Below are 25,200 nucleotides of genomic sequence, written 5' to 3'. Positions count from 1 at the left end.
ATGTCCCTTTCCTCGTACGACCGTTACCCCCTCCTCTTCGGGCCCTCGCCCGTGCACCCGCTGGAACGGCTGACCAAGCACCTCGGCGGGGCCTCGCTCTGGGCCAAGCGTGAGGACTGCAACTCCGGTATCGCGTACGGAGGGAACAAGACGCGCAAGCTGGAGTACCTCGTCGCCGACGCGCTCGCCCAGGGATGCGACACCCTCGTCTCCATCGGTGGCGTGCAGTCCAACCACACCCGGCAGGTCGCGGCCGTCGCCGCCCGCGCAGGGCTCAAGTGCGTTCTCGTGCAGGAGAGTTGGGTGGAGTGGCCCGACTCCGTGTACGACAAGGTCGGCAACATCCTGATCAGTCGGCTCGCGGGCGCCGACGTACGGCTCGTCCGGGCCGGGTTCGGGATCGGGTTCAAGGAGAGCTGGGAGCTGGCGCTCAGGGAGGTCGAGGAGAGGGGCGGGAAGCCGTACGCCATTCCCGCCGGCGCCTCCGACCATCCGCTCGGCGGTCTCGGGTTCGCCGGGTGGGCGTATGAAGTCGCCGAGCAGGAGCGAGAGTTGGGGGTCTTCTTCGACACCGTGGTGGTGTGCTCCGTGACCGGGTCGACGCAGGCGGGCATGGTCGCCGGGTTCGCGGCCCTGGAGGAGGCGGGCGGGCGGCCCCGGCGTGTCATCGGCATCGACGCGTCGGCCGCGCCCGCCCGCACCCGTGAGCAGATCGCGCGAATCGCTCACGGCACCGGCCAACTCATCGGTGTGAAGAGGGAGTTGGATGAGTCGGACGTCGAGCTGGACGAGCGCTACCACGCGGGCACGTACGGCATCGCCGACGAGGCCACACTGGATGCGATGCGGCTCGCCGCGCGGACCGAGGGGATGGTGACGGATCCGGTGTACGAGGGGAAGTCGATGGCCGGGCTCGTCGATCTCGTGTCGCGGGGAGAGATCGGGCGGGAGGCGACGGTTCTGTACGCGCACCTCGGCGGACAGCCCGCGCTGAACGCGTACAGCGCGCTGTTCTAAGGCCTTCTGCGGGTCAAGCCGCCTTACCGAAGACAAGCACCTCCGTGGTGGCGACGCCCATGGGCGCCAGGAAGCTGGCCTTCAGGCTGCAGCCGAGAGTCGCGAAGAGGTCCACGCATGTCTGGCGGGGCATGGCGGCGGGGAAGGAGTCGTGTCCCGCGCCGCCCTTCGTGGCCCAGGTGCGTACTGCGGCCGGGTCCAGGCAGGTCTCTGTCATTACGTCGAAGACGATCCGACCACCGGGTCGCGTGACGCGTGCCATCTCGAAGAAGTAGCGGGAGGCGCCGAGGAAGGTCACCGTGTTGAAGACCTTATGGGCCTGAACGAGGTCGATGCTGCCGTCGGGTGTTGGGGCGAGACTGCTTCCAGCGGTCGGTTGGGCGACCACGCTGAATGTGTCCACCAGGTAGTTGGCCCAGGGTGCTGCCGTCTCGTAGATCTCGTAGCGGTCTGGTGAACACTCCTTGAGCGTCTTCTCCAGGTACCGTCCGGACCCGGGACCGATCTCCAGCACCGTGTTCGGGTTGGCAGCGAAGACGCCGAGAGCGCGTAGTTCATCGATGGTGGACTGGGTGGCGCCAGGCGTCCCGTTCATGACCTCGTCGATGTAGTCACCGACCGGCAGACCGGCCGCCCGTGCAGCCCGCATCGTCGCCTCGAACGGGATGAAGTCGTCAACGCCACCCAGGTTGTTGGTGCTGCGCACGATGTCGAATCCAGCACGTCCCAGGAGCCGCTTGACCCCCGACTTCAATACTGACGTTCCGCTGCTTACTGCCCTCACCAGGCATACCCCCCAGATCGTCTCCAACTCGGTGTCAGCATAGGATCTCGGACGCAGGCGCGCAGTGGGACGGCGAATTCGCTACGCGGCTGTCGAGGGCCGGTACGTGGCGCCGGGGTCTCACGCCCGATATGTGCCTTCTCAGTAAGGCTGCTTACGGAAGCCTTCTATGAGGTCGATTCAGGTTTCGTGTGGAGGATTTCGCGGGCCTGTTCTGCGGCGTCGGACGGCTCGGCGACGTCGTCTTCGCGGACGGCTACCGCTCGGTCAAGCTCGACGAGGCCGCGAGCGCCCGCTTCACCGTCCTCGACGGCGACGTCTCGGTCGGCCGCCTGGGCGGCTCCGCGGAGATCAGCACCCAAAAGGGCGACATCACGATCGCCGAGGCCCTCTCCGGCGCCCTCGTGCTGCGCACCCAGATGGGCGACGTGTCGGTCGGCGCCGCGGCCGGGGTTTCCGCCTCCCTGGACGCCGGCGCCGGCTACGGCCGCATCAACAACGCCCTCAAGAGCGACGGCACCGTCGAACTCGATATCCGCGCCACCACCACCCACGGCGACATCACCGCCCGCAGCTTCTGAATCCGCCTGCGGCCTCCATCTGACGTACGGCGGGGCGCCCTCTAGGAAGAGGGCGCCCCGGGATGCCTACGGACGGACGTTTACAGCGACTGCGCCGCGGGCTTGACCATGCCGCGCACCGTACGGGACTTGACGAAGTCGCCCATGGCCGTCATGTCCCACTCGCCGGAGAACTGCTTGATCAGCTTGGCCATCATGACACCTGTTTGGGCCTCGGCGTTGGTGAGGTCGAAGCGGACCAGTTCCTCGCCGGTGGCGGCGTCCAGGAGGCGGCAGTAGGCCTTGGCGACCTCGGTGAACTTCTGGCCCGAGAAGGAGTTCACCGTGAAGACCAGGCCGGTGACCTCCTGGGGGAGGCGCCCGAGGTCGACCGTGATGACCTCGTCGTCTCCGCCGCCCTCACCCGTGAGGTTGTCGCCGGAGTGCTTGATCGCGCCGTTCACGATGGAGAGTTTGCCGAAGTAGCAGCTGTCGATGTGGTTGCGCTGCGGGCCGTACGCGATGACCGACGCGTCCAGGTCGATGTCCTTGCCGCGGTACGCCGGCTCCCAGCCGAGGCCCATCTTGACCTGCGAGAGGAGCGGGGCGCCGCCCTTGACCAGGGAGACGGTCTGGTTCTTCTGGAGGCTTACGCGGCCCTTGTCGAGGTTGATCTTCCCGGCGCCCGGGGCGGGGGCGGGCGGAGCCGCCGGGGGTGCGGCCGGGGCCGGAGGTGTCGCGAGGGTCGGGGCCGGCGGGGCGACCGGGGGCTGCATGGCGGGGGCGGGCGGGGCTACGGGCGTCTGGGCTGGGGCCGGTGTCGGAGCCGGTTCCTCCACCGAGACGCCGAAGTCCGTGGCGATGCCCGCCAGGCCGTTCGCGTACCCCTGGCCGACCGCGCGGGCCTTCCAGGCGCCGTTGCGGAGATAGACCTCCACGATCACCAGTGCCGTCTCCGTACCCAACTGCGGGGGTGTGAACGTCGCCAGTACGGAGTTGTCGTCCGCGTTGCGGATCGTCGCCGTGGGTTCGATGCCCTGGAAGGTCTGACCCGCCGCGTCCGGGCTCGCCGTGACGACGATCTTTTCGATGCCCGGGGGCACGGCGGCCGTGTCGACCACGATCGCGTCCGGGGCCGCGCCGCCGCCCGAGCGGTACGTCACACCGGGGCCCGTGGCCTGGTTGTAGAAGATGAAGTCGTCGTCGGAGCGCACCTTGCCGTCGGCGGTGAGCAGCAGGCCCGATACGTCGAGCCGCACCGGGGCGGTGACGTCCACCGTCACGCGGGCGACGGGGAGAGGGATGTTCGAGCCGGGGGTCATAGCTGTCATGTGGGGGGTAACGAGCGGGCCCGCTTTACCGTTCCCTTACCTGCCGCCCAATTGGGTCAGCGGCGGTTGCGGGGGTGGTTGCGGGCCGTTCGCTCGTTGCCGTGCTTGTAGTTGCCGGTCCAGCGGGCCATGACGAGTTGTGGGTCGCCGGATTCCACTTCCGTGAGGAACTCGTCGGCGCGAGGGCCGCGGAGGGTGGTCGCGGGGCGGCCGTTGTGCGTGATCGTCACGCTTCCATCGCCCTGATGCTCGTACGAGAATCCCTGTGGTCGTGGCATGACCGGGATGTTAGGCGCCCGGTCATGCCCGACGACAGCGGATTACGGCGTCACGACGATCTTGCGGCCCACCCCCGACGCGAACTGCTCCAGCGCCTGCGGGTAGCGGTCCAGGGCGATGCGGTCGCTGATGAAGACGTCCGGATCCAGGACACCCGTCGCGAACAGCTCCGCCGCCCGCTCGAAGCTGTGCAGCACCGCCATGGAGCCGGTGATCGTGATCTCTTGGTTGTAGATGCGGTACGGGTCGATCGTCACGCGGGTCGCGTAGTCGGCGACGCCGAACTGGAGGAACGTACCGGCCTTGGCCACCCGGTCCAGGCCGTCCTGGATCGCCGCCGCGTTGCCGGTGGCGTCGATGACCAGGTCCCAGCCCTGGGGGCGGTCCAGCTCGTCGGGGTTCGCGGCCGATGCCGAGACGCCGAGCTGCTCGGCCGTCGCCAGCCGCTGCGGATTGAGGTCCACCATGTCCACGCTCGCCGCCCCCGTCCGCTTGGCGAGCTCCAGCATCATCAGGCCCATCGTTCCGGAGCCGTAGATCAGGACATGGGCGCCGAGGCGGGACTGCAGGACGTCGTAGCCGCGTACCGCGCAGGACAGGGGTTCGACGAGGGCCGCGTCCTGGGTGCGTACGTGTTCGGGGAGCTTGACGCAGTTGGCCACGGGGGCGACCGCGTACTGGGCCGCGCCGCCCGCCGTGGTCACGCCTATCGCCGCCCAGCGCTCGCAGAGGTTGTTGTGGCCCGTACGGCAGTACCGGCACTCGTAGCAGTACAGGGACGGGTCCACCGCCACCCGGTCGCCCACCGACAGTTCCGTGACCTGGGTGCCCACCCCGACGACCTCGCCCGCGAACTCGTGCCCCGGCACGATCGGCAGCTTGGGCGCGAACTCGCCCTGCAGGATGTGCAGATCGGTGCCGCACAGACCGCACGCGGCGACCTCGACGACGACCTCGCGGGGCCCTGGCGTCGGGTCCGGGACCTCGGCGACGACGGCGCGGCCCACGGACTCGATGACGGCGGCCTTCATTTCACGGCTCCCAAGGACAGGCCCTGGACCAGTTTGTCCTGGGCGGCGAACCCCGCGGCGAGCACCGGCAGGGAGATGACGAGCGAAGCGGCGCACACCTTCGCCAGGAACAGGCCCTGGCTGGTGATGAAGCCGGTGAGGAAGACGGGGGCTGTTTCGGCTACGACGCCGGTCAGCACCCTCGCGAACAGCAGCTCGTTCCAGCTGAAGATGAAGCAGATCAGGGCCGTGGCCGCGATGCCCGGGAGAGCGATGGGGGCCACCACGCGGGTCAGGATCGTGGGCAGCCTCGCGCCGTCGATCTGTGCCGCTTCGATGATCGCGACCGGGACCTCGGCGAGGAAGGACTGCATCATCCACACCGCGATCGGCAGGTTCATCGACGTGTAGAGGATGACCAGGAGCCAGATGTTGTCTAGCAGGCCGGTGTTCCTCGCGAAGAGGTAGATCGGCAGGAGGCCCGCCACCACCGGCAGCATCTTCGTGGAGAGGAAGAAGAACAGGACGTCCGTCCACTTCTTCACCGGGCGGATGGAGAGCGCGTACGCCGCCGGGAGGGCCAGCACGAGGACGAAGAGCGTCGAAGCCAGCGACGCCACCGTCGAGTTGATGAGCGAGGGCCAGGGGCTCGCGCCGCCGCCCGCGCCGAAGAACTCGCGGTAGCCGTCGAGGGTGAGGGCTGCGGCGAAGGACGGGGGATTGGTGGCGGCGTCCTCCTCGGAGTGGAAGGACGTCAGGGCCATCCACGCGATGGGCAGGAAGAACAGCAGACCGAGCAGCCAGGCAAGCACACCCAGGCCGGCTCCCCGGGTACGGCGGGGACGCAGTCGGATCGCGGTGGCACTCATGCGCGGGACACCTCCTCACGGAACAGGGACGAGACCACGCGCAGTGCGAAGGTCGCGATGATGATCGAGCCGATGACGACGAGGACGCCGGCCGCGGAGGCGAGGCCGTTCTCGTGGGCCTGGTAGAAGCTCTGGTAGACGGTGTAGGGGAGGTTGGCGGTGCCCAGGCCGCCGGACGTGATGGTGAAGACCGCGTCGAAGTTCTGGACGATGTAGATCGAGCCCAGGAGGGCGCCGAGTTCGAGGTAGCGGCGCAGGTGGGGGAGCGTCAGGTAGCGGAAGACCTGCCAGTCGCTCGCGCCGTCCACCTTCGCCGCCTCGATCTGTGCGTGGTCGCGGCTCTGCAGGCCCGCCAGCAGGATCAGCATCATGAAGGGCGTCCACTGCCAGATCAGTGAGGCCTCGATGGCGAGCAGCGGGTTGTCGGAGATCCAGTCCGGCTGAGGGCCGCCCACGTAGTGCAGCAGGCCGTTGAACAGGCCGTACTCCGGGTTGTAGAGCACGTGCTTCCACAGGAGGGCCGCGGCCACCGGGACCACCAGGAACGGCGCGATCAGGAGCGTACGGACGATGCCGCGGCCCCGGAACCTGCGGTCCAGGAGCAGCGCCAGGGCGAGGCCGATGACGAGGCTGGCCAGGACCACGGCCGCGGTCAGCAGGATCGTGGTGAAGACCGACTGCCGCAGATCCGCGTCGGTCAGGACCTCGGAGTAGTTGGCGAAGCCGGCGAATTCGCGGGCGTCCGGGTAGAGCGAGTTCCAGTCGAAGAAGGAGATCACCAGCGTGGCCACGAACGGGAGTTGGGTCACGGCGATCATGAAGATCAGGGCGGGCAGGAGCGGGGCCCTGGTCGCCCAGGCGCGCAGTCGGCCCGAGGGGGGCTTCGCCGTGCGTACGGGTGTGGCGGCTACCGGAGCTGTCGTCGTGGCGGTCATCGTCCCTCGTACTCCTCGGAGATCTCCTCGGCGAGTGCTTGCGCTTTGTCCAGGGCCGACTCGACCGACTGGCGTCCGGCGATGGCCGCGCTGATCTCCTGCGAGACCTTGGTGCCGAGGTCGGTGAACTCGGGGATGCCGACGAACTGGATGCCGGGGGCCGGTCGCGGCTGCACTCCGGGGTCGTTGGGCCGGGCGCCCTCGATGGCTTCCTTCGTCGTCTCCTGGAAGGCGGCGGCCTCCTTGACGTATGCGGCGTTCGTGTACGTCGACGCCCGCTTGCCCGCCGGGACGTTGGACCAGCCGATCTCGTCGCCGACCAGCTGCTCGTACTCCTTGCTGGACGCCCAGGAGACGAACTTCCAGGCGTTGTCCGGGTTCCGGGACGCGTCCTGGATTCCCCAGGCCCAGGTGTAGAGCCAGCCGGAGGACTCGGTCTTCTCGACGGGGGCGGGTACGTAGCCGATCTTGCCCTTGACGGGGGAGTTGGCGGACTCCAGGGAGCCGGCGGCGGATGTGGCGTCGTACCACATGGAGACCTTGCCCTGGGTCATGTTGTTGAGGCACTCGGCGAAGCCGGACTGGGCGGCGCCGGCCTCACCGTGCTTGCGGACGAGGTCCACGTAGAACTTCGTCGCCTTCTCGAACTCGGGGGAGTTCAGCTGTGCCTTCCAGTTCTTGTCGAACCAGGTGCCGCCGAAGGTGTTCACGACCGTGGTGAGCGGCGCCATGATCTCGCCCCAGCCCGGCAGTCCGCGCAGGCAGATGCCCTTCATGCCCGACTCGGCCCCGTCGGCCTTGGCGGCGAGGTCGGCCACCTGCGTCCAGGTCGGGCGCTCTGGCATCGTGAGGCCCTCCTTGGCGAAGACGTCCTTGCGGTACATCAGGAAGGACGACTCGCCGTAGAAGGGCTGTCCGTAGAGCTTGCCGTCGTCGGCTGTGAGGGATTGCCGCATCGGCTTGAGGACGTCCTTCTCGTCGTACGCGCTGTCCTTGGCGACGTACGAGTTCATCTCGTGCAGCCAGCCGTTCTTGGCGTAGATCGGTATCTCGTAGTTGCTGAGGGTGGCGACGTCGTACTGGCCGGCCTGGTTGGCGAAGTCCTGGCTGATCTTGTCGCGGACGTCGTTCTCCGGCAGCACGGTGAAGTTCACCTTGATGCCGGTCTCCTTGGTGAAGTGGGCGGCGGTGAGCTTCTGCAGCTCCACCATCTGCGGGTTGTTGACCATGAGGACGTTGATGGAGTTGCCGCCGGAACCGGCTCCGCCCGCTCCGGTCCAGCAGCCGGAGAGCAGCGGGGCGAGCAGCGTCCCTGCGGCGGTCGCGGCGAGTAGTGCGCGCGGCCTCCGTCGGCTCTGGGTTCGCATGGATCGCTCCTGGATATTTGGTGCAAATGGGATGGCTCTGGGGAGTGTGATGCTGCGTAGGGGGTCGATTTGGTTTTCTTGCTGAGTCGGTTGGGTTTTCGGACTCTGGGTCAGACTCGGATGACCTGCGGGCCCTGCAGTGAGTAGCGGTGCGCCTCGGACGTGGGGAGGAGGGTGCTGGTGACGATCGCCTCCAGGACGCTGATCTCCGCGAAACGGCAGAAGCTGACCGCGCCGAACTTGGTGTGCACGCCGGCGAACACGGTCCGGCGGGCGGCCCGGATCGCCTGTGACTTGACCTCGCTGACGGCCGGGTCGGGGGTGGTGAGGCCGTGTTCGCGGGAGATGCCGTTGGCGCCGATGAACGCCAGGTCGATGACGAAACCGGCGAGCATCTTCGTGGTCCAGTGGTCGACGGTCGCCAGCGTGCCGTGCCGGACCCGGCCGCCGAGCAGCAGGACCGAGATGTTCTCGGACTCGGCGAGGGAGCCCGCGGCCGGCAGGGACGCGGTGACCACGGTCAGTGGCCGGTCCCGGGGCAGTGACTCGGCGATGAGCTGTGGGGTGAAGCCCTCGTCGACGAAGACCGTCTCGGCGTCCCCGAGCAGCTCGGCCGCGGCGGTCGCGATCCGCCGTTTCTCGGGTACGTGGCTGGTGGCGCGGAAGGCGAGGGTCGTCTCGAATCCGGCGCTCTCCACGGGATAGGCGCCGCCGTGCGTGCGGCGGACCAGGCCATGGTCCTCCAGGGCGCGCAGGTCACGCCGTACGGTCTCCTTGGCGACGCCCAGCTCTGCGGCGAGCGCGTTCACATCGACCGAACCCGTGCGGCGGGCGGCCAGGACTATCTCTCGCTGACGTTCTTCCGCGGTCATGGCCGACACCTGCTTCCCCTGCTCGCTGCCCGTTCGGGCCCTGTCGACCCATGGGGGAAGTTCTACAGCGAGCCTGCGGCGCTGACCAGGTCTGTTCCACGCCCGATGCTGCCCGTGTCTGACCGTTTTCCCTGACCGGTGCCCGCTCCGGACCTGGGAAGAAGCGGAACGTGCCGTGAGTTCGGGCAGCATCCGTGCCCGAAATACCGAACGGGCGGGCCCGTTCGGTGCCCGCCCGCTCTCTGTGCGCGCTTTTTCGCCGCGCCGTGTGACGTCAGTACGGCCAGATCGGCGGCTTGGTCACGAAGTGGCCGCCCAGGTGGTCGTGGTCCGGGTTCTCCGGGTCCAGCTCGCCCTGCTCGGCGATGAGCTTCTCGGCGTACTGCTCCGAGTCGTCCTGCGGCTCGTAACCCAGTGCCCGGGCGGTCGAGAGGTCCCACCACAGGCGGGTGTTCGCGGACGAGCCGTAGACGACCGTGTGCTTGACGTCCTCGGCGGTCAGGGCCGCGTGGAAGAGGCGGGCGCCGTCGCCGGGGCTCATCCACACCGACAGCATGCGCACGCTGGTGGGCTCCAGGAAGCAGGAGCCGATCCGTACGGAGACGGTCTCCATGCCGTGCTTGTCCCAGTAGAACTGCGCCAGGTCCTCGCCGAACGACTTCGAAAGGCCGTAGAAGGTGTCCGGGCGGTGCGGTGTGTCGATGGGGATGAGGGGATCGTTTCCCTGGGGGCGCGGGGTGAAGCCGACCGCGTGGTTGGAGGAGGCGAAGACGACGCGTCGGATGCCCTCCTCGCGCGCGGCCTCGTAGAGGTTGTACGTGCCCTCGATGTTCGCCTTGAGGATCTTGTCGAAGGTGGACTCCAGGGAGATGCCCGCGAGGTGGATGATCGCGTCGACGCCCCGCACGGCCTCGCGCAGGGCCTCCTTGTCGCCGAGGTCCGCGGTGATCGCGTCCGGCTCGCCCTCGATGGGGCGCAGGTCGAGGAGCCGCAACTCGTATCCGTAGGCGGGCAGCAGTCCCCGCATCAGGGTGCCGAGGCCGCCGGCGGCGCCGGTGAGCAGAACGGTGCGGGGAGCGGGCATCCTCGGGTCTCCTTGAATCAACAGCCGTCATCGTGTACGGCATTCACATCCATGGACAAACTATGGATCGCCGTCGGGCCGCGTCAAGTGTCGCGCGGGGGCGGGAAATCCGCACCGTGATCGCCCGTATGTCGCTCCCGTCTTGCGGCTGTCTTGCCGCTTCGCCCGCTTGACCACCCCCGAAGAGGCGCTCTAGCGTGTACGTGTTCAGAAATATGGACGTGGATCAGAAACGTGGATCGGAAACGTGCACGGTCGGCGTGTGCGTGCATGCCTAGGGAGAGCCCGTGACGTCAGCGCCCCTTGCCGCTCGCCTCAGTGTCCCGAGCGGGCCGCTGTTCTTCCCCGTCACCGCGTACGGCCCTGACGGTGCCGTCGACCTCGACGTGTACCGCGCGCATGTCCGGCGTGGCGTCGAGGCCGGGGCCGCCGCCGTCTTCGCCTGCTGCGGGACCGGGGAGTTCCACGCGCTCACCCCCGAGGAGTTCCAGGACTGCGTACGCGCGGCCGTCGAGGAGACGGCCGGGCGCGTGCCGGTGATCGCGGGCGCCGGGTACGGGACCGCGCTCGCCGTGCGGTACGCGAAGCTCGCCGAGGAGGCCGGGGCGGACGGGCTGCTCGCCATGCCGCCGTATCTCGTCGTCGCCGGGCAGGAGGGGCTGCTGCGGCACTACACGGAGCTGGCCCGCGCCACCTCGCTCGAGGTCATCGTCTACCAGCGCGACAACGCCGTGTTCACGCCCGAAACGGTCGTCTCACTGGCCCGCACCGAGGGGATCATCGGCTTCAAGGACGGGGTCGGCGACCTCGATCTGATGCAGCGCACCGTGAGCGCGGTGCGCTCCGAAGTCCCGGACGACTTCCTCTACTTCAACGGACTGCCGACCGCCGAGCTCACGGGCCTCGCGTACCGCGGCATCGGCATCACGCTGTACTCGTCGGCGGTCTTCTGCTTCGCCCCCGAGCTCGCCCTCGCCTTCCACAAGGCGCTGAACACCGGAGACGACGCCACAGCGAACCGTCTGCTCGACGGCTTCTACCGTCCCCTCGTCGAACTGCGCGCCCAGGGCCGCGGATACGCTGTCTCACTCGTCAAGGCGGGCGTACGGCTGCGGGGTCTCGACGTGGGCGAGGTACGGCCGCCGCTGCACGAGCCGAGCGACGACCACGTCAAGCAGCTCGCCCAGCTGATCGAGCGGGGCGAGGCGCTTCTCCAGGAGGACAAGTGAGCCAGGCGGCAGGGTCTGCGGAGGAGTCTCCGAAGGGATCTCTGAAGGGGCCTGTGAAGGCGTCCACCTTCGTCTACCCGTGGGACGTCAACGGCGACCCCGAGTCCGCCGCGCGCATCGCCGACCTGGGCGTACGGCAGGCGACGCTCGCCTCCGCCTACCACTCCACGCGCGCGCTGACCCCCCGCCACCCCCGCCACCGCATCGTCACCGCCCGGCACGCGGCCGTGCTCTATCCGCCCGGCCCGCGGTGGGAGGGACGCCGGCTGCGGCCGTACGACGCCGGGGACTGGGCCTCCGGGGACGCGTACGGGCAGGCCGCCGCGTCCCTCGCGGAGGCGGGACTCGACGTGCACACCTGGGTGGTGCTCGCGCACAACTCCCGTATGGGGGACGAGTTCCCGGACACCTCCGTGGTCAACGCCTACGGAGACCGCTATCCCTGGGCGCCCTGCATCGCACAGCCCGACACGCGCGCGTACCTGGTCGACCTGGCCGTCGAGGCGGCGGTGCGGCCCGGCGCCTCAGGCACGGAGCTGGAGTCCCTCGGCTGGTACGGCCTCGCGCATCTCCACGCCCACGACAAGACGGCCGGCGTGGCACTCGGAGACGCCGGCCAGTACCTGATGTCGCTGTGCTTCTGCCCCTCCTGCCGCGACGGCTATACGCAACGGGGCCTGGCCCCCGACAAGTTGGCGGCCTCGGTCCGGCGCGCCCTGGAACCCGTATGGCGGGGCGAGGCACCCACCGGAGCCTGGGAAGCGGTGGAGAAACTCCTCGGCGCCGAACTCGCAACGGCCACACGCGTGTGGCGGGACTCCGTCGCCCGCTCCCTCCAGACGGAGGCCGTCGCCGCCGTACGCGCGGCCGCTCCCGACGGGTTCCAGATCCTGCTGCACGCGGACCCGGCCTCGTACCACGTCGGCGCGAACGTCGGCGTGGATCCCGCGCACATCCTGTCGGTGGCCGACGGCGTGGTCGTGCCGTGTGCCGGAGGGCCCGAGTTGTTGACTCCCTTCGCCGAGCAGGCTGTTGAGAGGAGCGTGCTGGCAGCCAATTTCCCCGTCGTGCGCGGCATGGGCGGCAGCCCGGGCACGCTCGCGGAGGACGTGGCACGGGCGGTCGAGCGGGGAGCCACCGAAGTACGGCTGTATCACGCGGGGTTGGCGTCCGACGAGGACCTGTCACTCGTGGCGGAGGCGCTCGCACGGCTCGGCTGACGCCTGAGCAACGGTACGACCGTCACCAGCCGGATCAGCCCGAGCGTCACCAACAGCACCTGGTGATCGACCAGTTCGACCAGGCCCGCGCCCAGCGCGAGTCCCACCGCGTTCGGGGCGAACATCAGCGTGTTGGCGGTCGCGGTCGTACGGCCCAGGAGGTCGTCCGGAGTCTCGCGCTGAACCGCGGTGAGGGCCGCGATCAGCACGCACGGGAGGCCAACGCCCACGGCCGCGGACGAGACGAGGGCCACCGCGTCGTACGGGAGCGCGCGGGCGGCCACGGCCAGGGCGGTGAGCGCGATGCCGTACCCCGCGAACCGGTGTGAGCCCAGGCGGCGGAGGAGCGGACCCGAGGCCAGGCCGACGGCCACCGAACCGGCGCCTTGCACGGCGTACAGAACACCTACGTACGCGGGGGAGTGGCCCAGGCCTTCGGCCACCGCGTAGATCGTCGCGCCGTTGAGGCCCGCGAAGAGCATGGTCGTGCCGCCCGCGAGGACGAGGGGGCGCAGTGTCTCGTGGCGCCAGAGGTAGCGGGCGCCGTCGGCTGTCTGGGTGCGCCAGCCGGCCGGGGCCGGGAGCGGCTTCGGCTCGCGTACCCGCAGGAGTGTGTACAGCCCCGCGGCCAGCACGAAGGTGAGCGCGTCCAGGAGGGCGACGCCGGCGCCCCCGAAGGCCGCGTACAGACCCGCTCCGGCGAGCGGGGCGACCAGCTTCATGCCCTCGTTGGCCGACATCCGCAGGCCGTTGAAGTCGCCGAGGAGCCGCTCGTCGACCGCCGTGGCCACCAGGGCCGACTCCGCCGCGTCGTGGACGACGCCGGTCGCGCCGTACACGAACAGCACCGCGAAGAGGATCCAGAGGGTGCCCGGGGAGTCGACGGCGAGGAGGGACAGGAGGAGCGCGGACAGCCCCAGGTTCGTCCACACCAGCAGCGGTCTGCGGCGGGTGCGGTCGGCGAGCGTGCCCAGGAGGGGGCCGATCAGCGTGGGCGCCCAGAGGGCGAAGACACAGAGAGCGGCCAGCCCGTCCGAACCGGTCAGCTCCTTCACCCAGATCCCGGCCACCAGCCACATCGCCGACGACCCGAACCCGGAGACCACGACTCCGCCCAGGTAGAGGCCGGCGTTGCGGTCCCTCAGGACACGGGTCACTGTCCATGGCGCATGCGATGCCGATTTTGTCATGGCTCGTCATCTTGGGGCTAAGGCCCTGGGCAAGGGATCGGGCGACTGCCTTAATTGGGCGCGATGACAACTGATCAGATGGGAAGGTCTGCTCCCTGGGCGAAAGCGCTGGGAGCGCTCGTGCTTACGTTTCTGGCAGCGCTTCTGGTCTCGTACGGGGTCGGCAGCTACCGCGAAGCGGCGAGGAAGGATGCTGCCTTCCAAGCGACGCGGAATGATGCGCGGCGCTTCGCTGATGCCGTCGTGGCTCAGGACGACACTCGCCCGGTCGACCGGCAGGACGTGGAAGCTGCCCTGGCTTCGGTTGCGGGCATGGGATACGGCCGTCTGTTCGCGGTCGATTCCGCAGAAGGAAGCACACGCGTCACTATTGAGCTCTCCCGCATGTATCAGCGCTCCGTGGTCCTCTTCGGTCCGGCCGAGACCATGGTCGACCGCTGCTTCACCATCACCTTTGGAGACTCAGGCCAAGGCCGACAGGCCCAGATCACCCCTCATGGATCCGATGAGTCCTGTGTGGAAGTGGCGAAACAAGGTCAATGACACGTGTTCGCCGGTCAGGTTTTCTCCAGGTGCCTGAGGCGATCGTTCCCCACGCTGCCAGCCGATTTTTTCCCGGCCTGGGCTGGAGGCCGAGGTCGGGGCAGTTCGCGTACTTCGACGGACTGAGCGAGGTCCTGCCGGAGGCCGTGTCCGTGGAAGTGCTGTACTGCCCCCGGTGGGGCGATGGTTGGGACAGCCCCACGCGGACGTGCAAACACCCAGGACGCACGCCTCACGGCCTCATGCCCCCTCTCCCGCAGAAAGCGTGAACAGTGAGGGGGAGGATGCCCTTCGGGCGCTCAAACGAGCGATGCGTGAACAGGGCGGGGAGAAGGGCTCAAGCCGTGGGACCAGCACCCCCTGGGCCCACCACCGCGCCCGCCTCCGCAACACCACATTTGGGGACACCACCTCGCCGGAAGGAAGGCCCTCTGCCGGCGTTACGAGCCGCAGTGCCGCGTCGGCGACGTTGCTGCGCTCGGTACCTGATCGAGATCCAGCATCATGTCGAGAGACGGCGAACCGTCCGTTCCGGCGAAGGAACCGACTGGCTGGAAGCCGTTCTTCTCGTAATAGCGAATGGCGCGGGGGTTGTTGGCGAGGACGCCGCCCCACAGGATGATCCTCGTTCTGCCGAGCCGCTGTGCGACGTCCGCGATGAGCGGGAGGACCAGCGTCCCCACCCCCCTCCCCTGGTAGTCATCGGCCAGGGTCGGACCGAAACGGCAGTCAGTCGTCTCGGCGAGGCGGATGCCCGCTTCTTTATAGCGCGCGATGTCCGCAGGTGTGAGAGCGAGACTGAGTTCGAGGAGGCCGACGATCCTGCCGGACGGCACTTCCTCCAGCACCAGCCTGAGCTTGTCGTAACGCGCGATCGCGTCACACAACTCCCGCGCAGCCGCGAGGTCATACCCGGCGAACGTACTCAGCCGCCTCGATTCGGGTGACAGGCCCTCAAGGAAACCAGCCAAGCGCTCGGCATCGGTGTGGGTGAGGGGACGGAAGACGACCTCCGTACCGTCACACAGGTCCAGGCGGCACTCCAGGACAAGCGGATCCTCGGCGATCTCTGTCAGCGTGAGCACCCCAGCAACCCCTCACCGCTCGACGAATCGGTACTTCAGGTGGGTGGCGAGGGGTGTGTCGACCACTCTGACCGGCTCGAGGTTCCGCCGTACGGCGCCCAGCCCTTCGAAGAGCCGCAGTCCCGCGCCGAGGAGCGCGGGGACCACGTGCAGTTGCAGCTCGTCGATGAGCCCCTCCCCGAGGTACTGCTGCACCGTGCTCGCCCCGCCCGCGATGTCGACGTTCCTGTCCCCGGCGGCGGCCTTCGCCTGGTCGAGGGCGCTGTGGATGCCGTCGGTGACGAAGGTGAAGGTGGTGCCGCCCTCCTTGACCAGGGTCGGCCGGGGGCGGTGGGTGAGCACGAAGACCGGGGCCCGGAAGGGCGGGTTGTCGCCCCAGAACTCCTCGCCCGTGTCGTACATCATCCGCCCCATGACCACCGCTCCGGTGGCATCGAACCACTCACGCATCAGCTCGGAGTCGCGGTTCTCCTCCCCGCCGGTCATGCCCTGGCGCTCCCGCCAGCTCGCCAGGTTGTGGATCCACTCGAAGAGCGGTTCGGCGCCGTCGCCTCCGGGATTGTCAAGGGTGACGTCGGGGCCGGCGACGTAGCCGTCGAGGGAGATGGCCATATCAGCGGTTACGGTCACGATCGGGTGCTCCTCAAGTCCTGGGATGTGCTGCCTTCACTCTCACGTCGATCGGGAACCGGCCCATTCGACATCCCCCAGCGACACGCGACGCAGCATTTGGAGATCGGTGGCTCCTGCGGGCTCAGGCGCCCACCGTCCCGTCGACACCCTCACGCAGAAAGTCCGCGTGCCCGTTGTGGCGGCCGTACTCCAGGAGCACATGCACCATCACCATCCGCAGCGACACCTCCTCGCCCCACCTCGGCTGATACCCGGCCTGGTCCAGGGACTCGGCCTTCCGCTCGATACGACGCGAGTTCTCCACCTCGGCCTCCCAGGCCCCGAATGCCTCCTCCCTGGTCGACGCGCTCGCGTCGTACGCCGCCTGGAAGTCGATCTTGTCGGACCAGACCATGGGCGCGTCGTTGTCCTCGAACACTCGACGGAACCAGGCGCGCTCCACCTCCGCCATGTGCCGCACCAGCCCGAGCAGTGAAAGCGTGGACGGCGGCATCGACTGCTGCCGCAGCTCCTCGTCGGTCAGTCCTTCGCACTTCATGGCGAGGGTCGCGCGGTGGTAGTCGAGGAAGGCTCGCAGCATGTCGCGTTCGCTTCCAAAACTGGGCGGTCCTATGCGATTGTCGCTGGTCACTGACCGTGCTCCTCATCCGTGCCTGCATGCAGGGCCAGTATCTACTCCGTCGGCTGTCCCCATACGAGGGCCATCAATCAGGCACGCTCCCCGGCAGGGAACGAGAGTTCTTGCATCGAATGCGTGACCTTTACTGGTGATGGTCGTTGGGTGGGGTGACGGATTTCTGCGACACCGGGCCGGGGGTGAAGGGGTGGGGGGACTGCGGGAGGTGGCGGCGCCGTTTGTGGTGCCCGGCCCCTCGGGGGGTTGCGATCCGTACCCGGCTCAAGCATCTGAGCGCCGGGGACGAGAAGGTGCTGCGCCTGGTCGGCGACCTGCTGGGTTCGCTCGCCTCCCGTGATCTGAAGGCGCGGTGCGCGGCCAGGCTGGACCACGACAGTGAGCGGTGGGCCGAGCGCAAGCGCACCCTGACGGAACAGTCCTCCTCGCGCTGGGCCGGGTCGATCACGAAGGCCACCCACGATCAGTGGGTGCTCGCCCGGCGCGGCCAGCTCGCGCACATCCAGAGCCTTCAGGCCGGGATCGAGACGATCACGCACCGGCTGTCCCTGCCCGTGGGCGAGAAAGGCACCAAGCGCGCTCCGGGCGGCTACCGCAGCAAACAGGAATGGTTCGCCAAGTCCCGCCGCCTGCACCTGCTCGAAGACCGGCTTCAGACGGTGCGGGCCGACCGTGAGGCCGGCGTCGTGCACGTGGTGCGCGGCGGGAAGCGGCTGCTCAACACCCGCCACCACCTGGATGCCGCCCAGCTCACCGAGCCGGAATGGCGCAAGCGGTGGCAGGCAGGGCGCCGGTTTCTCGCCGCGGACGGCGAGTCCGGCAAACGGTGCGGCAACGAGACCATCCGCGTCACCGACGACGGCGAGGTGTCCCTCAAGCTCCCGGCGCCGCTGGCGCACCTGGCGAACGCGCCGCACGGCCGATACGTGCTCACCGCCCGCGTGGCGTTCGCGCACCGGGGCGAGCAGTGGGCCGACCGCGTCACCGCCAACCGGGCCGTCGCCTACCGCATCCACGAAGACACAGGCCGGGGCCGCTGGTACCTGACCGCGTCCTGGACGATCCCACCGGTCCAGACCGTGCCGCTCGAGGCTGCCCGCACGAACGGCCTGATCGGCGTCGACACCAACGCCGACCACCTCGCCGCCTGGCGCCTCGACAACCACGGCAACCCCACCGGCAATCCCCGACGCTTCTTCTACGACCTGTCCGGTACCGCCCAGCACCGTGACGCACAGGTCCGGCACGCGCTGATCCGCCTGCTGCACTGGGCCAAGCGCCATGGCCTGGCGATCGCCATCGAGGACCTCGATTTCACCGCCGAGACCAGCAGGGAGAAGTACGGCCGCCGCAAACGCTTCCGCAACCTCATCTCCGGCATGCCCGTGGCCAGACTGCGGGCCCGGCTCGTCAGCATGGCAGCCGAACTCGGCATCACCGTCGTCGCCGTCGACCCGGCCTACACTTCCAAGTGGGGCGCCCGGCACTGGCAAAAGCCCCTCACCAGCAAGACCCGTAAGACCACCCGCCACGACGCTGCTGCCGTGGCGATCGGCAGGCGCGCCCTGGGGCACCCGATCCGGCGACGGACGGCACCGCCCCCTGCTCACCAGAGTGATGAGCAGGGGCATCGGACCGTCCAGGCCCGACCGGGCACCCCAGGGCGTGAGGGAAACCGCCCCCGGACCACGGACACGATCCGCTGGCGCCGGACGCGGCGAGAACGCGGTGGACCAGAACGCCCAACACCGTTCGGGGCGTTCGGCTGGGCATGAGCCCTGGCAACAGGACTCACTCCCGCTCAGTCTCTAGGACCGGTAGATCCGTTATCCCGGCTCGCGGAGGTGCCTGTCACCGTTCCCCGGAATGATCTTTATGCCTGATTTGTATCTTTAGGCTTGCGGTCAACGAGCACAACGCACTGATTTGAACGGGGAGTTGAGAGAGTGGCGCACGCCGTTGCCGCGCTAGCCGTGGAACTCACGGAGATGGCCGCGGCGGATCACCAGTCCGCAGTCCGCGCGAACAGCGACGACCCTGCCGAGCAGTTGGCCTGGCGGCGGCTGACCGCACAGCACGGTGACCGGCTCGGCGAGATCATGGATGAGTACGGCTGGCCGACGGAGGAACTGGTCGGCCAGGAGGCGTCGCGCGCAGCGTGGCTGATCGCCCAGCACGCTGACCGGCAGCTCGAAGTTCAGCGACGCGCCCTCCATCTGATGCAGCAGGCGGTGTCGGCAGGCTCGGCCGGCCCACGCGAGCTGGCCTTTCTGTGCGACCGCACGCTGGTCAATGAGGGCCGCAAGCAGATCTACGGCACTCAGATCGCCGGCGTGAAGGACGGGGCACCGGTTCCCTGGCCCTGTGAAGAGCCTGAGCGCATGGACGAACTCCGTGCGGAAGTCGGTATCGAGCCCTTCGACGAGTACGTTGCCAAGTTCGCGATGGCCTGACGCCCCGTCCCACGATCGCGTCACCCGCGTCCGTATCCCAGCAGGTCAGGCCCTGGGGCATCCCAGATGGCCCCAAACGGGTGAATCTTCGTGGTGCTCGGTATCCGAACCCCGGCACAGTCGGAGCATTGCACCGGGCGGCGTGATCCACCACATGCCGCTCACCTCAGCACACCGAGTACTCCAGAAGGGAAAACCCCATCATGAAGTTCCACAAGAGCGCCGCACTCGGCATCCTCGCCACCGCCGTCCTGGGCAGCGGCCTTGCCGTGGCCCCCACAGCCACGGCGGCCGAGGCCGGGACGGCTCCGGCCTGTGTCAAGCGAGACGTCATCAAGCACGAGAAGTACGTCAAGGTCACGAACAACTGTGGTGAGGCGATGCACCTGAAGGTCGTCATCGACTGGGGCTCCGACTCTCCCTGCCTCACGTACCAGCCCGGTGAGCAGTGGGAGTGGAACTGGGGCCGGGGTTCGTACGGCAAGGTCGTCACCTGCTGATCCGCCGACCGGGCTAGGAGCGAACGCAAGCGGTTCTCAGCCGCTACGGGGGCGTCCGGAGCCGGCAGCGGTGGCTCCGGACGCCTCGTTCCTGCGGCGGCCGCGATGGTGGTCGCTTTGAGGGCTTGTCGTCAGACTGTGATGACGAGCTTGCCCCGGGGATGCCCCGTCTCCAGATGCCGGAGGGCAGCAGCCGCCTCGGCAAGCGGATACGTGCGGTCGATCGCCGGGGTGATCTTGCCCTTCTCGGCGAGGTCCTTGAGGGTCAGGAGGTCCTCGCGGCGGGCGATGGAGATGAGGTTGCGGAGGTTCTGGGCGATGAAGGGGGAGAGCAGGACGGCGCGGAGGTCGCGGCTCATGCCGCCGAAGAAGCCGGTGCCGCCCTCGCCGCCGACGATGACGAGGGTGCCGCGTGGGGTGAGAGCGCGGCGGAGGACGGGCAGGGGGCGGAGGCCCGCGTTGTCGATGATGACGTCGTAGCGGTGAGGGCCGTCGGTGATGTCCTCGTGGGTGTAGTCGATGACGTGGGTGGCGCCCTGGGAGCGGACGAAGTCCGCAGCTGTGGGGCCGCAGACGCCGGTGACCTCGGCGCCGTACATCGTGGCGAGCTGGACGGCGTACGTTCCCACGCCACCGGAGGCGCCGATGACCAGGACCCGTTGGCCGGGCTGTGGGCGGGACTTGCCGCTCAGGGCCTGGAGAGCGGTCATGCCCGAGACGGGGAGGGCGGCGGCCTGTTCGAAGCTGAGGCCCGCGGGCTTGTGGGCGAGCTTCTCGGCCTTGGCGCGCGCGTACTCGGCGAACGAGCCCTCGCAGTTGCCGAAGACCTCGTCGCCCGGCTTGAAGTCGGTCACCTTCGCACCGACCGCCTCGACCCGCCCGGCGCCGTCCCAGCCCTGTACCGGATTCTTGGGCTTACGGAGTCCCAGGGCCGCCCGGGCCACATAGGGCCGGCCCGTCATGAGGTGCCACACCTCGGGGCCGACACCGGCCGCGCGCACCTCGACCAGCACTTCGTCGTCCCCGGGGACGGGGCGGTCGATTTCGCGCAGGCGCAGAAGGTCTGCTGATCCGTACGCATCCTGAACGATCGCCTTCATGGCGTGGCTCCCCCTTCGCGGTCCCGGACACCGAGCGTCCCGGATACCCCGAGCATCGCGGCAGCTCGAAGGCCTGACCAGCTTCCTGAGCATGATCTCAGGAGCGGGTGCGATGACTTTTCGTACGGCCGACGGTCTACATGGCGGGGCTGCAAGACGGACTACGACCCGACGACCCCGTGACCGGTGACCAGAAGAGGAGCCGAGCATGACTGGTACGACATCGACATCGACATCGACGACCTTTGACCTGGGGCCGCAGGCCCTGATCGTGGCGCGTCTCGCGGAGGGCGTGGGCGAGGAGCAGCTGGGCGCTCCGACGCCCTGTCCGGAGTACGCCGTACGCAATCTTCTGGGCCACCTGGTCGGTCTGACCCGGGCCTTCCGGGACGCCGGCCGAAAGGACCTGGGACCGACGACGGACACGGACCCCGGCTCCTCCCTGCCGGACGTCACGCCCGACTGGCGCGCCGAACTCCCCAAGCTCCTCGCCGAACTGGCCGAGGCCTGGCGTGACCCGGCCGCCTGGACCGGCGACACCCGGGCAGGCGGTGTCGACCTCCCCGGCGAGGTCGCGGCCCTGGTCGCCACCAACGAACTCGTCATCCACGGCTGGGACTTGGCCCGAGCCACCGGCCAGCACTACACCCCCGACACGGCAGCCCTCCAGGCGTCCCACAGCCTCCTCGCCCCCGCGGCCGATGACCCTGACGGCTCCGAAATCTTCGGCCCGCCGGTGCCCGTACCGGACGAAGCCCCTCTCCTTGACCGGACGATCGGCCTGAGCGGCCGCGATCCGAACTGGACGGCAAGGGCTTGAACGTCCGAGCTGGACGGCAAGAGCCTGCACGACGGGCCTGAGCCTCCGACCTGCACCGCAAGGGCCTGAACGAAAGGTTCCGCACCCTCCGAACGAAAGGTTCCGCGCCCCCGGGCCGACCCCGCCCCCGATATCTCTTGAGCGTCAACACAAACAACTTCTGTCAGAAGCGTTGACGAAACATCACCGCGCTCCTACCTTCAACGCGTCGTACTTCGTACGTCATATATGAGACGCGATACGCGAGATCAGATACGTGAGATATGTGTATCCGGTCCTGCGATCCGACACGTGAAGTGATCGATGAGATCCGAGAGGCGCGCATGACCTCTGTGCCCACGCCGATCCCGTCCCGCACGCAGTACGTGCTGGAGGGGATCAAACACCGCATCCTCACCGGGCAGTTGACGCCCGGTCAGGCCCTGGTCGAGACGGAGCTGGCCGCGCAGTTCGGGGTGTCCAAGACCCCGGTGCGGGAAGCGCTGAAGACCCTGGCCGGCACGGGGCTCGTCGTGATGAACCAGTACAAGGGCGTCACGGTGCGCATGGTGGACGCGGACATGGCGCGCGAGGTGTACGACGTGCGGCTGCTCCTCGAGCCGGAGGCCCTGCGCCGCTCCGTGCAGCGCGGCGCCTCCCTCGACACGGCGCGCGACGCGCTGGAACGCGCGGACGCCGCCACCGACACCGCCCAACGCTCCCTGGCCAACCGGGAGTTCCACCGCGCCTTGTACGTCCCCTGCGGCAATCCGCTGCTCGGCCGGATGCTCGACGAGGTGCGCGACCAGGCCGCTCTGGTCTCCGCGGTCGCCTGGGCCGCCAACCCCTCCTGGGAGCGGGAGGCCGGCGAGCACCGGGAGATCCTGCGGCTCGCCCTCGACGGCGACTCGGACGGCGCGGCCCGCGCCCTGCACTCGCACATCGCGTCGTTCGTGCACCGGGCCTTCCCCGAGGCCCAGGGAGAGGGTGAGCAGAAGTGAGCAGCGCGACGTTCGAGACGGAGCGGGCGGCGCTGGCCGATGTGGTGGCGATCCCGGTGACTCCGTTCGCCGAGGACGGCACCGTCGACCAGGACAGCCACCGCGCCCTGCTGCGCCGCCTGGTCGAGGGCGGCGTACGCATCCTCACGCCGAACGGCAACACCGGCGAGTTCTACGCACTGAGCCCCCAAGAGCGCCGCCTGGTCACGGAGTTGACCATCGACGAGGCGGGCGAGCGGGCCGTCGTCCTGGTCGGGGTCGGGCACGATGTGCCGACCGCCGTCGCCTCCGCGCGGCACGCCCGTGACTGCGGGGCACAGATGGTGATGGTCCATCAGCCGGTGCATCCGTACGTCGCGCAGGGCGGCTGGGTCGACTACCACCGGGCGATCGCCGAGGCCGTCCCCGAACTGGGCGTCGTCCCGTACATCCGCAACGCGCAGCTCCTCGGCGCCCGGCTGGCCGAACTGGCCGATGACTGCCCGAACGTCATCGGCGTGAAGTACGCCGTGCCGGACGCGGCCCGTTTCGCCGCCTTCGCGCGGGACGCGGGGCTGGAGCGCTTCGTCTGGGTGGCGGGGCTCGCCGAGCCGTACGCGCCCTCGTACTTCTCGGCGGGCGCGACCGGCTTCACCTCGGGGCTTGTGAACGTCGCCCCGTCCGTTTCGCTGAACATGATCGAAGCGCTTCGATCGGGCGACTACGCGGCAGCCATGAAGGTGTGGGAGCAGATCCGCCGGTTCGAGGAACTGCGCGCGGCCAACGGCTCCGCCAACAACGTGACGGTGGTCAAGGAGGCCCTCGCCTCGCTGGGTCTGTGCCGTCGCGAGGTCCGGCCGCCGAGCCGCCTGCTGCCCGAGGCCGAGCGTGCCGAAGTCGCCGCCATCGCGGCGGGGTGGTCCATATGACCGACAGAAGCCCAGACAGAAGCCCAGCAGCAGGCCCGGACGAAACCGCCGACGGTGCAAGGGAATTGCGCAGCCACCAGTGGTACGGGACCGAAGGCCTGCGGTCCTTCAGCCACCGGGCCCGCACCCGCCAGCTCGGTTACCTCCCCGAGGAGCACCTGGGCAAGCCGGTCATCGCGATCCTCAACACGTGGTCCGACATCAACCCCTGCCACGTACACCTCCGGGACCGCGCACAGGCGGTCAAGCGCGGAGTGTGGCAGGCCGGCGGCTTCCCCCTCGAATTCCCGGTCTCCACCCTCTCCGAGACCTTCCAGAAGCCGACCCCGATGCTCTACCGCAACATGCTCGCGATGGAGACCGAGGAGCTGCTGCGGTCGTATCCGGTGGACGGTGCGGTGCTGATGGGCGGCTGCGACAAGTCCACGCCCGCGCTGCTCATGGGCGCCGCGTCCGTCGATCTGCCGGCCGTCTTCGTGCCCGCCGGGCCTATGCTGCCGGGCCACTGGCGCAACGAGGTCCTGGGCTCCGGCACCGACATGTGGAAGTACTGGGACGACAAGCGCGCCGGACTCATCGGCGACTGCGAGATGACCGAACTGGAGAGCGGCCTCGCCCGCTCGCCCGGCCACTGCATGACCATGGGCACGGCGTCGACGCTGACCGCGGCCGCCGAGGCCCTCGGCGTCACCGTGCCGGGCGCGTCCAGCATCCCCGCCGTCGACTCCGGGCACGACCGGATGGCCGCCGCCAGTGGCCTGAGGATCGTCGAACTCGTCCGCAAGAACCGGAAGTTGTCCGACCTCCTCACCCAGGAGGCCTTCGACGACGCCGTGACGACCGTCCTGGGGCTCGGCGGCTCCACGAACGCCGTCATCCACCTGATCGCCATGGCCGGGCGGGCCGGCGTACGGCTCACGCTGGACGACTTCGACCGGATCGCCCGTACGGTGCCGGTGCTGGCGAACGTACGGCCCGGCGGCCGGACGTACCTGATGGAGGACTTCCACTTCGCGGGCGGGCTGCCCGGTTTCCTGTCGCGGATCACCGATCTGCTGCACCTGGACCGGCCGACGGTGTCCCACGACAGCATGCGCGAGCAGCTCGCATCGGCTCAGGTGCACAACGACGACGTGATCCGCCCGCGCCACAACCCGGTCGCGGACGAGGGCGGGGTCGCGGTGCTGCGCGGCAACCTCTGCCCCGACGGCGCCGTCATCAAGCACATCGCCGCCGAGCCGCACCTGCTCAAGCACACCGGTCCGGCAGTCGTCTTCGACGACTACAAGACCATGCAGCGCACCATCAACGACCCCGCGCTCGGCATCACCGCCGACAGCGTGCTGGTGCTGCGCAACTCCGGTCCCAAGGGCGGCCCGGGCATGCCCGAGTACGGCATGCTGCCCATCCCCGACCACCTGCTGAAGCAGGGCGTACGGGACATGGTGCGGATCTCCGACGCCCGGATGAGCGGCACCAGTTACGGCGCGTGTGTGCTGCACGTAGCGCCGGAGTCGTACATCGGCGGACCGCTCGCCCTCGTACGGACCGGGGACACCATCACCCTCGACGTCGAAGCGCGAACCCTTCAACTCAACGTGGCCGACGAGGAGTTGGAGCAACGCAGGGCGGCCTGGACGCCGCCGCCCGAGCGGTACGAGCGCGGCTACGGAGCGCTCTACAACGAACAGATCACCCAGGCCGACACCGGCTGCGACTTCGCCTTCCTGGCCAAGCCGGGCAAGGTGCCGGACCCGTACGCGGGCTGAGCGAACCACACAAGCACAGCGCACCAGG

The 25,200-nt window shown here is 68.9% G+C and carries 24 protein-coding genes and 2 pseudogenes; 12 read left to right on the top strand and 14 right to left on the bottom strand.

The window, feature by feature from the left end:
• Positions 1–1,017, top strand: a complete 1,017-nt coding sequence (locus tag OP79_RS00700) for a 1-aminocyclopropane-1-carboxylate deaminase (RefSeq protein ID WP_033317868.1) — start codon at positions 1–3, stop codon at positions 1,015–1,017.
• Between the two features lie 13 nt (positions 1,018–1,030).
• On the opposite strand, the gene OP79_RS00695 is transcribed toward OP79_RS00700, so the two are convergent.
• Entirely contained in the window at positions 1,031–1,747 is a 717-nt protein-coding gene (locus OP79_RS00695) for a methyltransferase domain-containing protein (RefSeq protein ID WP_051744330.1), read from the bottom strand.
• Positions 1,748–2,019: 272 nt separating this feature from the next.
• Here OP79_RS00695 and OP79_RS00690 point away from each other — a divergent pair.
• Positions 2,020–2,382: pseudogene (locus OP79_RS00690) on the top strand (DUF4097 family beta strand repeat-containing protein); the annotation flags it as partial.
• An 80-nt stretch (positions 2,383–2,462) separates the two neighbouring features.
• Here the strand turns inward: OP79_RS00690 and OP79_RS00685 are convergent.
• From OP79_RS00685 to OP79_RS00650, 8 genes are all read right to left on the bottom strand, one after another.
• Complete coding sequence (locus tag OP79_RS00685) at positions 2,463–3,683, bottom strand: TerD family protein (protein WP_211270716.1); 1,221 nt, start codon at positions 3,681–3,683, stop codon at positions 2,463–2,465.
• A gap of 65 nt (positions 3,684–3,748) precedes the next feature.
• Positions 3,749–3,970 carry a hypothetical protein gene (locus tag OP79_RS00680; RefSeq protein WP_033317865.1) on the bottom strand — a complete coding sequence of 74 codons (222 nt, stop codon included), beginning with the start codon at positions 3,968–3,970 and terminating at the stop codon, positions 3,749–3,751.
• Positions 3,971–4,012: 42 nt separating this feature from the next.
• Entirely contained in the window at positions 4,013–5,002 is a 990-nt protein-coding gene (locus OP79_RS00675) for a zinc-dependent alcohol dehydrogenase family protein (protein ID WP_033317864.1), read from the bottom strand.
• The gene (locus OP79_RS00670; protein WP_033317863.1) at positions 4,999–5,850 is read right to left on the bottom strand and encodes a carbohydrate ABC transporter permease; all 852 of its coding nucleotides are present in this window, start codon (positions 5,848–5,850) and stop codon (positions 4,999–5,001) included. The genes OP79_RS00675 and OP79_RS00670 overlap by 4 nt, the downstream gene beginning before the upstream one ends.
• Positions 5,847–6,785 (bottom strand): carbohydrate ABC transporter permease, encoded by a 939-nt coding sequence (locus OP79_RS00665; RefSeq protein ID WP_033317862.1) that lies wholly within the window; start codon positions 6,783–6,785, stop codon positions 5,847–5,849. The genes OP79_RS00670 and OP79_RS00665 overlap by 4 nt, the downstream gene beginning before the upstream one ends.
• Positions 6,782–8,152 carry an ABC transporter substrate-binding protein gene (locus tag OP79_RS00660; protein ID WP_033317861.1) on the bottom strand — a complete coding sequence of 457 codons (1,371 nt, stop codon included), beginning with the start codon at positions 8,150–8,152 and terminating at the stop codon, positions 6,782–6,784. The genes OP79_RS00665 and OP79_RS00660 overlap by 4 nt, the downstream gene beginning before the upstream one ends.
• Positions 8,153–8,262: 110 nt before the next feature.
• Positions 8,263–9,024: a DeoR/GlpR family DNA-binding transcription regulator gene (locus OP79_RS00655; RefSeq protein ID WP_033317860.1), complete on the bottom strand. Its 762-nt coding sequence runs from the start codon at positions 9,022–9,024 to the stop codon at positions 8,263–8,265.
• Positions 9,025–9,298: 274 nt separating this feature from the next.
• Positions 9,299–10,108 carry an NAD-dependent epimerase/dehydratase family protein gene (locus OP79_RS00650; RefSeq protein ID WP_033317859.1) on the bottom strand — a complete coding sequence of 270 codons (810 nt, stop codon included), beginning with the start codon at positions 10,106–10,108 and terminating at the stop codon, positions 9,299–9,301.
• Positions 10,109–10,395: 287 nt separating this feature from the next.
• Between OP79_RS00650 and OP79_RS00645 the strand changes: the two genes are divergently transcribed.
• Together OP79_RS00645 and OP79_RS00640 are read left to right on the top strand one after the other, a co-directional pair.
• On the top strand, positions 10,396–11,337 hold the full coding sequence (locus OP79_RS00645; protein ID WP_033317858.1) for a 5-dehydro-4-deoxyglucarate dehydratase: 942 nt from the start codon (positions 10,396–10,398) through the stop codon (positions 11,335–11,337).
• Between the two features lie 53 nt (positions 11,338–11,390).
• Positions 11,391–12,557, top strand: a complete 1,167-nt coding sequence (locus OP79_RS00640) for a hypothetical protein (protein ID WP_033317857.1) — start codon at positions 11,391–11,393, stop codon at positions 12,555–12,557.
• On the opposite strand, the gene OP79_RS00635 is transcribed toward OP79_RS00640, so the two are convergent.
• Positions 12,491–13,747, bottom strand: coding sequence for an MFS transporter (locus OP79_RS00635; protein ID WP_033317856.1), 1,257 nt, complete (start codon positions 13,745–13,747; stop codon positions 12,491–12,493). The genes OP79_RS00640 and OP79_RS00635 overlap by 67 nt on opposite strands.
• Positions 13,748–13,810: 63 nt before the next feature.
• Between OP79_RS00635 and OP79_RS00630 the strand changes: the two genes are divergently transcribed.
• Entirely contained in the window at positions 13,811–14,290 is a 480-nt protein-coding gene (locus OP79_RS00630) for a hypothetical protein (protein ID WP_169786174.1), read from the top strand.
• Positions 14,291–14,730: 440 nt separating this feature from the next.
• On the opposite strand, the gene OP79_RS00625 is transcribed toward OP79_RS00630, so the two are convergent.
• The 3 genes from OP79_RS00625 to OP79_RS00615 form a co-directional block, all read right to left on the bottom strand.
• The gene (locus OP79_RS00625) at positions 14,731–15,375 is read right to left on the bottom strand and encodes a GNAT family N-acetyltransferase (RefSeq protein WP_051744283.1); all 645 of its coding nucleotides are present in this window, start codon (positions 15,373–15,375) and stop codon (positions 14,731–14,733) included.
• 12 nt (positions 15,376–15,387) lie between these two features.
• Entirely contained in the window at positions 15,388–16,005 is a 618-nt protein-coding gene (locus tag OP79_RS00620; protein ID WP_033317854.1) for a dihydrofolate reductase family protein, read from the bottom strand.
• 124 nt (positions 16,006–16,129) lie between these two features.
• On the bottom strand, positions 16,130–16,639 hold the full coding sequence (locus OP79_RS00615; protein ID WP_033317853.1) for a DinB family protein: 510 nt from the start codon (positions 16,637–16,639) through the stop codon (positions 16,130–16,132).
• 193 nt (positions 16,640–16,832) lie between these two features.
• Here OP79_RS00615 and OP79_RS49580 point away from each other — a divergent pair.
• The 3 genes and pseudogenes from OP79_RS49580 (at position 16,833) to OP79_RS00600 (ending at position 19,595) form a co-directional block, all read left to right on the top strand.
• Positions 16,833–18,454, top strand: a pseudogene (locus OP79_RS49580) (nuclease/transposase family protein).
• Between the two features lie 134 nt (positions 18,455–18,588).
• Complete coding sequence (locus OP79_RS00605; RefSeq protein ID WP_033317852.1) at positions 18,589–19,095, top strand: DUF6624 domain-containing protein; 507 nt, start codon at positions 18,589–18,591, stop codon at positions 19,093–19,095.
• Positions 19,096–19,298: 203 nt separating this feature from the next.
• Positions 19,299–19,595, top strand: coding sequence for a hypothetical protein (locus OP79_RS00600; protein WP_033317851.1), 297 nt, complete (start codon positions 19,299–19,301; stop codon positions 19,593–19,595).
• 131 nt (positions 19,596–19,726) lie between these two features.
• Here OP79_RS00600 and OP79_RS00595 read toward each other — a convergent pair whose 3' ends face one another.
• On the bottom strand, positions 19,727–20,695 hold the full coding sequence (locus OP79_RS00595; RefSeq protein ID WP_033317850.1) for an NAD(P)-dependent alcohol dehydrogenase: 969 nt from the start codon (positions 20,693–20,695) through the stop codon (positions 19,727–19,729).
• A gap of 208 nt (positions 20,696–20,903) precedes the next feature.
• Between OP79_RS00595 and OP79_RS00590 the strand changes: the two genes are divergently transcribed.
• The 4 genes from OP79_RS00590 (at position 20,904) to araD (ending at position 25,172) form a co-directional block, all read left to right on the top strand.
• The gene (locus tag OP79_RS00590; protein ID WP_051744281.1) at positions 20,904–21,515 is read left to right on the top strand and encodes a TIGR03086 family metal-binding protein; all 612 of its coding nucleotides are present in this window, start codon (positions 20,904–20,906) and stop codon (positions 21,513–21,515) included.
• A 323-nt stretch (positions 21,516–21,838) separates the two neighbouring features.
• Entirely contained in the window at positions 21,839–22,495 is a 657-nt protein-coding gene (locus tag OP79_RS00585) for a GntR family transcriptional regulator (RefSeq protein ID WP_033318109.1), read from the top strand.
• Complete coding sequence (locus OP79_RS00580) at positions 22,492–23,403, top strand: dihydrodipicolinate synthase family protein (protein WP_033317849.1); 912 nt, start codon at positions 22,492–22,494, stop codon at positions 23,401–23,403. Before OP79_RS00585 ends, OP79_RS00580 begins: the two co-directional genes overlap by 4 nt.
• Complete coding sequence (araD, locus tag OP79_RS00575) at positions 23,400–25,172, top strand: L-arabinonate dehydratase (RefSeq protein ID WP_425428544.1); 1,773 nt, start codon at positions 23,400–23,402, stop codon at positions 25,170–25,172. The genes OP79_RS00580 and araD overlap by 4 nt, the downstream gene beginning before the upstream one ends.
• The last annotated feature ends 28 nt before the right edge of the window (positions 25,173–25,200 follow it).

It is taken from the genome of Streptomyces yerevanensis (assembly GCF_000716805.1).
Taxonomy (GTDB): domain Bacteria; phylum Actinomycetota; class Actinomycetes; order Streptomycetales; family Streptomycetaceae; genus Streptomyces; species Streptomyces flaveus.
The sequence above is the reverse complement of the archived record's forward strand: the minus strand, read 5'-3'. Positions and strand labels throughout refer to the sequence as shown.

Excerpts from the sequence above, each read along its gene's own strand:
- OP79_RS00700 (WP_033317868.1), top strand. The coding sequence starts at position 1 with ATGTCCCTTTCCTCGTACGACCGTTACCCCCTCCTCTTCGGGCCCTCG.
- OP79_RS00685 (WP_211270716.1), bottom strand. The coding sequence starts at position 3,683 with ATGACCCCCGGCTCGAACATCCCTCTCCCCGTCGCCCGCGTGACGGTG.
- OP79_RS00680 (WP_033317865.1), bottom strand. The coding sequence starts at position 3,970 with ATGCCACGACCACAGGGATTCTCGTACGAGCATCAGGGCGATGGAAGC.
- OP79_RS00675 (WP_033317864.1), bottom strand. The coding sequence starts at position 5,002 with ATGAAGGCCGCCGTCATCGAGTCCGTGGGCCGCGCCGTCGTCGCCGAG.
- OP79_RS00670 (WP_033317863.1), bottom strand. The coding sequence starts at position 5,850 with ATGAGTGCCACCGCGATCCGACTGCGTCCCCGCCGTACCCGGGGAGCC.
- OP79_RS00665 (WP_033317862.1), bottom strand. The coding sequence starts at position 6,785 with ATGACCGCCACGACGACAGCTCCGGTAGCCGCCACACCCGTACGCACG.
- OP79_RS00660 (WP_033317861.1), bottom strand. The coding sequence starts at position 8,152 with ATGCGAACCCAGAGCCGACGGAGGCCGCGCGCACTACTCGCCGCGACC.
- OP79_RS00655 (WP_033317860.1), bottom strand. The coding sequence starts at position 9,024 with ATGACCGCGGAAGAACGTCAGCGAGAGATAGTCCTGGCCGCCCGCCGC.
- OP79_RS00650 (WP_033317859.1), bottom strand. The coding sequence starts at position 10,108 with ATGCCCGCTCCCCGCACCGTTCTGCTCACCGGCGCCGCCGGCGGCCTC.
- OP79_RS00635 (WP_033317856.1), bottom strand. The coding sequence starts at position 13,747 with ATGACAAAATCGGCATCGCATGCGCCATGGACAGTGACCCGTGTCCTG.
- OP79_RS00630 (WP_169786174.1), top strand. The coding sequence starts at position 13,811 with ATGACAACTGATCAGATGGGAAGGTCTGCTCCCTGGGCGAAAGCGCTG.
- OP79_RS00600 (WP_033317851.1), top strand. The coding sequence starts at position 19,299 with ATGAAGTTCCACAAGAGCGCCGCACTCGGCATCCTCGCCACCGCCGTC.
- OP79_RS00595 (WP_033317850.1), bottom strand. The coding sequence starts at position 20,695 with ATGAAGGCGATCGTTCAGGATGCGTACGGATCAGCAGACCTTCTGCGC.
- OP79_RS00590 (WP_051744281.1), top strand. The coding sequence starts at position 20,904 with ATGACTGGTACGACATCGACATCGACATCGACGACCTTTGACCTGGGG.
- OP79_RS00585 (WP_033318109.1), top strand. The coding sequence starts at position 21,839 with ATGACCTCTGTGCCCACGCCGATCCCGTCCCGCACGCAGTACGTGCTG.
- araD (WP_425428544.1), top strand. The coding sequence starts at position 23,400 with ATGACCGACAGAAGCCCAGACAGAAGCCCAGCAGCAGGCCCGGACGAA.